This window comes from Candidatus Desulfolinea nitratireducens (assembly GCF_982879505.1).
The window spans coordinates 1-5,609 of the sequence record NZ_CEYOSI010000224.1 but is presented as its reverse complement, the minus strand read 5'-3'; the positions used below and the strand labels follow the sequence as shown (position 1 = coordinate 5,609).

Below are 5,609 nucleotides of genomic sequence, written 5' to 3'. Positions count from 1 at the left end.
AAGATTTAATCCGCCATTTACTATGCCTCTCCTATTAAGAAATGAGGTTTTGATCGAGGTTTCCAAATAGATAATCAGTTGTATTGTTCATTCGAACCTTATACAACATAAAGGCAAGAGTGTTGCATGTCATTTTCTTAATGCTATTGTTTCTTAGAGTTCACTTCGATCAATTGGATAAAATAAAGAAAGCATGACTTTTATTGATCTTTTTTAAAAAGCCATCATCGCACGGGCTGCGCTATTTGACGGGAAGCATCCATCTACTTTTCATCTTTTTAATGGCTTTCTGGAGGGAAATCCCGACATCGCGATTGATCTCTACCTACGGACAGTGGTTATCCACGATTACGCCGACTCACTCCTCGATGGTGAGATCTTCGTCCAGGATGCAACTGATTTTCTCATCAATAAATTTGATTGGATAAAAGCAATCTTCGTTAAAACACGCAAAAGGGAAAAAACTTATACCGAAAGAACATAAGGGATCACAAAGAAAAAGGCAGCTTGGTTTTTCCTTCGTATTTTGTCTTGTCGGCCTGTACCCTGAAAGGCGTAAACGCCTGAAGGGGTATCGTGTTTAAATATAATTCTCCCATTCGCTTCTTCATGCTAAAAAAATATGCACCCACCCAAAACGATCCTCGATCTACAAGACGTAACCAAAACCTACAACACTGGAGAAATTCCATTTACCGCCCTCGAGCATGTTAGCATCAATATTAAACAGGGCGAGTTTTTGGGAATCACTGGAAAATCAGGGGCTGGTAAAACCACACTTCTTAACATGATCGCTGGTGTCAGCAACCTCTCTTCCGGGAGTATTCTATTTCATCCCTTAAATGAAACTGAATCATCTCCCACACTGATACATACGCTGAATGAAGATCAGCTTGCGCGTTGGCGAGGAGAGAATCTCGGCATTATTTATCAATCCTTCGAATTGATGCCAACCCTTGATCTCGTCAAAAACGTAATGCTGCCTCCTGACTTTTTGGGTGCCTACCAACCCATTATCAGCAAGCAGCGAGCACTTGATTTGCTGGAATTGGTTGATATAGCGGAACACGCTTATAAAATTCCTGCTCATATTTCCGGGGGACAAAAACAACGTGTTGCAATTGCAAGGGCCTTGGTCAATGATCCACAATTGATCATCGCTGATGAGCCGACCGGGAATTTGGACAGCGTCACCGCCGAAACTATTTTCCAGATTTTTGAACAACTGGTGGCTCAGGGTAAGACAGTGGTCATGGTCACCCATGATGAAAGTTATGCCCCTCGTTTCTCTCGCCGCCTTCAGATCACTGATGGCGTGGTCAGTATCCCACGAGAGAAAGCTATCGTTAGATCCACCTCAACTACCATTCCGCTTGGAACACAAGCCCCGACAAAAAAAACGCCAAAAGCGCACCGGAGTGAGCATCCTGCCATCGTTCTGCGTGGTGTCGATAAGATCTATGAAAATGCAGCGGGAAAATTTGTAGCCTTAAAATCAGTTGATCTGCAATTGGATTACGGGCAATTTATTTCAATTGTTGGAAAATCAGGCTGCGGAAAATCCACGCTATTAAATATGATTACGGGCATTGATCATCCCACCGCCGGGGAGGTACTGATCGGAAACGTAGATGTTTATAGGATGAGTGAAAGTGAACGCGCCCTTTGGAGGGGGAAAAATCTGGGCGTTGTCTTCCAATTTTTTCAATTGCTCCCGACATTGACACTCCTGGAAAATACCATCCTCCCGATGGATTATTGTAATCTTTATCCATTTCAGGAGCGACCTTCCCGCGCAATGGAATTGCTCAAAATGGTCGGACTTGAAGAGCAAGCCGATAAACTCCCCACCGCTGTTTCCAGCGGACAGCAACAGAGTGCTGCAATCGCGCGCGCTTTGGCAACTGACCCCTCCATTATTTTGGCAGATGAACCGACCGGCAACCTGGATTCAAAATCGGCAAAGAATATTCTCAATTTATTCGAGCGTTTGGCGAGAGATGGAAAAACCATTTTAATCGTCACTCACGATCCCTCCATCACACAGAGAACTGATCAGACTATCATCCTGTCCGATGGTGAGATCATCGACCAGGCTGTTGCACGGGCGCTGCCCTTCCTGTCACACGCGCAAATGATGGAGGCGACGCATAAAGCTGAAAAGCGGAAAATCGCACCGGGTGCAACCATCCTAAAGGAGGGCGAAAGCGTCGAGCATTTCTTTATGATCGTCGCTGGTGAGGTGGACATCATCGTCGCCAATCAGCAAGGCAAAGAGGTCCAATTAGCGCAACTAGGCGCAGGGCAATATTTTGGCGAAATAGAATTAACCCAGGGAGGGGATTCTATCGCTCAGGTACGGGGAGCAAAAGAGGGTGCAGAGTTGGCACTTTTGCCAAAGAATATATTTTATGAATTAATTGATGGCTCTCCGTTGACCCGGGATTCTCTTCAGGATGTGGCGAGTACCCGCCAAAGTGAAAACCGGAGAAGGAAAAGCGACCGATGAGGTTAAGAGAAAACACAGTTCCTGAGCAGAAGGCGACTGCTCTTGAGCCTGCCGTCTCGCACCGGCGTGCTCGCGGCACGAACGGTGGAGTCGAAGGACGAGGAGGATGGAGAAGCCGCTCTTCACCCATTCGGGTACAGGCGTTTGCGCTATGCTCCGCTCAGAGACTGGGCGTGTTTCATCTTCACATATTGGATGCGTAAATGAAAAACCCCCAACTCAAACCCAACCTCCTTAAACCACGCTGGAGCAAAGTCTTCACCGATTTATGGGATGACAAAACCCGCACGATTCTTGTTGTCGCATCCATTGCTGTAGGCGTTTTTGCGATCGGCATGGTCATCAGTGCTTACTTCATCATGGACGAGGATATTAGCCACAGTTATGCATCGGTCAACCCGCCAAATATCGAGATCTGGGCTGACCCCTTTGACGAGGATTTTGTCCGAAGTTTGAGAAAGGTTGATGGCGTGGAAGATGTCGTCGCTCATCGTGTATTTGATGTCCGGGCCAGCATTGGCGAGGAAAATCCGCAAAATCTAAAACTTTTCGGCTTATCCAGTTTTCCTGGAGAGATCAATCTTTTAACAGCCATTGAGGGATCAGAGATTCCTGGCGATAACGAGATCATCATCAGTCAGGATTTGATGCATACGACAGGATTTCATCCTGGTGACGTTATCAAAGTCATCTTTCCGGATGAAAAAACACGGGAACTGACTATGGTTGGGCTTGTTACTGACCAAACCACATCGAAGCCGAGCCCGGACCCAATGGTCTACGCCTATGTAACAATGAATACCATCCATTCTTTTGGCTTGGGAGACAGCTTCAATCATCTCTATATCACTGTGACGGGAGATGGCACCAACAGCGAATTCATCACCGAGGTCGGAGATGCCGTTGAAGAAAAAATTGAGCGCAGTCGACGCGAAATATACAATCGGGATGAAGGGCTTTCTAATGAACATCCCATGAGCGACAGTACGCTGGCGATAATAGGATTGCTGGGTGCGTTAGGTGGATTGCTCACAATTTTGAGTAGTTCACTGATTATCAACACGCTCAACGCCTTGATGACCCAACAATTGCGTCAAATCGGTGTGATGAAATTGGTGGGCGGGCGCAGCAAACAGATTTTAGGCATGTATTTGAGCTTGATCGTCTTTTATAGTTTGATCGCTTTGATTTTTGCAGTGCCCCTGGGGGCGGTGGCTGGATATGGGTTGTCCTGGCTGATCACATCCATTTTGGGTGCAGTCCTGCAAGGATTTCGCTTTGTGCCGGAAGCTGTTATTACGCAGGTTGTGATTGCCTTTGCTGTGCCGTTGAGCGCAGGATTTTTTCCTGTCAGAAGCGGGGCACGAACCAGCGTTCGGCGTGCGATCAGCGACTATAGACCGGGCACCAGGTCCAAGGCACGGTCGCTCCTTAATTTCAAACCCAAGAGGATCAGTTCGATATCTCGCCCGATCCTGCTTTCCTTCCGGAATACCTTCCGCAAAAAAGGACGCCTGCTCCTGACCATTTTTACGCTCACGGTAGCCGGGGGAGTCTTTATTGCGGTTTTCAATGTGCGTGATTCGATGGGCAATCTGATGGATCAACTTATGGATCATTTTTTGGGCGACGTGACAGTCACTTTTCAACAGCCTTATCGCGTCAGTGAGGTAAAACAAGCCCTCCTTGATATCCCCGGGGTGGAGGCGGTGGAGGGTTGGGCCGGGGCTATTGGCGAAATTCTGGATGAAAATGGCGAGGTGGTAACCGATCTCTCTATCTCTGCACCGCCACAAAATACACAACTGCTCACTCCCGAATTTGTCGCTGGCCGTTGGCTACTGCCCAATGAAGAAAAAAAACTGGTTCTCTCAGATACGATCTATAATTTTTTTCCGAATCTCAAACCAGGCGATATGCTGAAAGTCAAACTTGCAGGACAACGTGAAGAGGAATGGCAGGTTGTGGGTATATTTCGATTCGTGGATATGCTTGGGGACCCTTTGGGATATGCTAATTTCGAATTTATTGCCAGAAAAACCGGCCTGCCTGAACAGGCGCTATCTTACCGGGTTGTAACCGCAACCCACGATGCTGACGCGCAAATCGAATTAACGGAGCGCATAGATCGGCAACTTATGATGAGAGATTTGAACGTACAAAGCGTACTATCGGGGTCTGCCTTGCGGGAAAATGCCTCGATTGGGATGAATATGCTGGTGATCTTTTTGCTGATCATGGCCATTCTGACTGCCTTTGTGGGAAGTATCGGCCTCACCGGAACGATGAGCATCAACGTGCTGGAGCGCACACGTGAGATTGGCGTAATGCGCACCATCGGCGCAGTGGACAAGGTCATCATGCAGTCTGTTATCATTGAAGGACTGGTGATAGGAATGATCACCTGGGTGCTGGCAATTGGCATTTCTTTTCCGATCAGTACGGTTCTGCTGACCATCATTGGCGAAACGATGATGGGGTCAGCGATGGCGGCGCAATTTACCCCGCTGGGTATTTTTCTGTGGCTGGGAATTGTCATCGTCCTTTCGATTATTGCCAGCATCATGCCTGCTCGTAATGCAGCGAAGTTGACGATCAATGAGGTGCTGGCTTATGAATAATTTGAATCAGTTTGACGATATCCTCCAAAAAGCCATTACTGCGCGGGCCGCACTATTTGATAATCAGCATCAAACTGCTTTTCGTCTTTTTAATGGCTTTCTGGAGGGAAATCCGGACATTGCGGTTGATCTCTACGCGCGGACAGTGATTATTCACAATTACGCGGAGTTACCTTCGGAGGGTGAGACTGTTGTCCACGCAGCTAAAGAATTTCTAGTCAGCGAATATCCCTGGCTCAAAGCGATCCTCGTCAAAGAGCGCAAAGGCATAAGCCCGAAGGCAAGGAGCGGCATCCTGATCTTCGGCGAAAAACCGGATGATCGCATCCGCGAACATGAAATTTGGTATGCGCTCGATTTGCTGATGAACCGCGACGCAAGTCTTTATTTGGATACGCGCAATTTGCGTAAGTGGGCTATTGAGACTCTGCGCGGGAAACGAGTCCTGAACACCTTTGCGTACACAGGTAGCTTGGGTG

3 protein-coding genes are annotated in these 5,609 nt (G+C 47.5%); all 3 read left to right on the top strand.

All coding sequences use genetic code 11. The features are described from left to right. Positions 1-622 precede the first annotated feature (622 nt). Entirely contained in the window at positions 623-2,509 is a 1,887-nt protein-coding gene (locus tag AC3DOM_RS15115) for an ATP-binding cassette domain-containing protein (protein ID WP_487919875.1), read from the top strand. A gap of 203 nt (positions 2,510-2,712) precedes the next feature. Beyond that, the gene (locus AC3DOM_RS15110; RefSeq protein WP_487919874.1) at positions 2,713-5,130 is read left to right on the top strand and encodes an FtsX-like permease family protein; all 2,418 of its coding nucleotides are present in this window, start codon (positions 2,713-2,715) and stop codon (positions 5,128-5,130) included. Continuing rightward, on the top strand, positions 5,123-5,609 hold a 487-nt coding region (locus AC3DOM_RS15105; RefSeq protein ID WP_487919873.1), incomplete at its 3' end, for a class I SAM-dependent methyltransferase. The genes AC3DOM_RS15110 and AC3DOM_RS15105, both read left to right, overlap by 8 nt.

What these genes read in the sequence shown, in the direction of transcription:
- AC3DOM_RS15115 (WP_487919875.1), top strand. Translation starts at nt 623, where the DNA reads ATGCACCCACCCAAAACGATCCTCGATCTACAAGACGTAACCAAAACC.
- AC3DOM_RS15110 (WP_487919874.1), top strand. Translation starts at nt 2,713, where the DNA reads ATGAAAAACCCCCAACTCAAACCCAACCTCCTTAAACCACGCTGGAGC.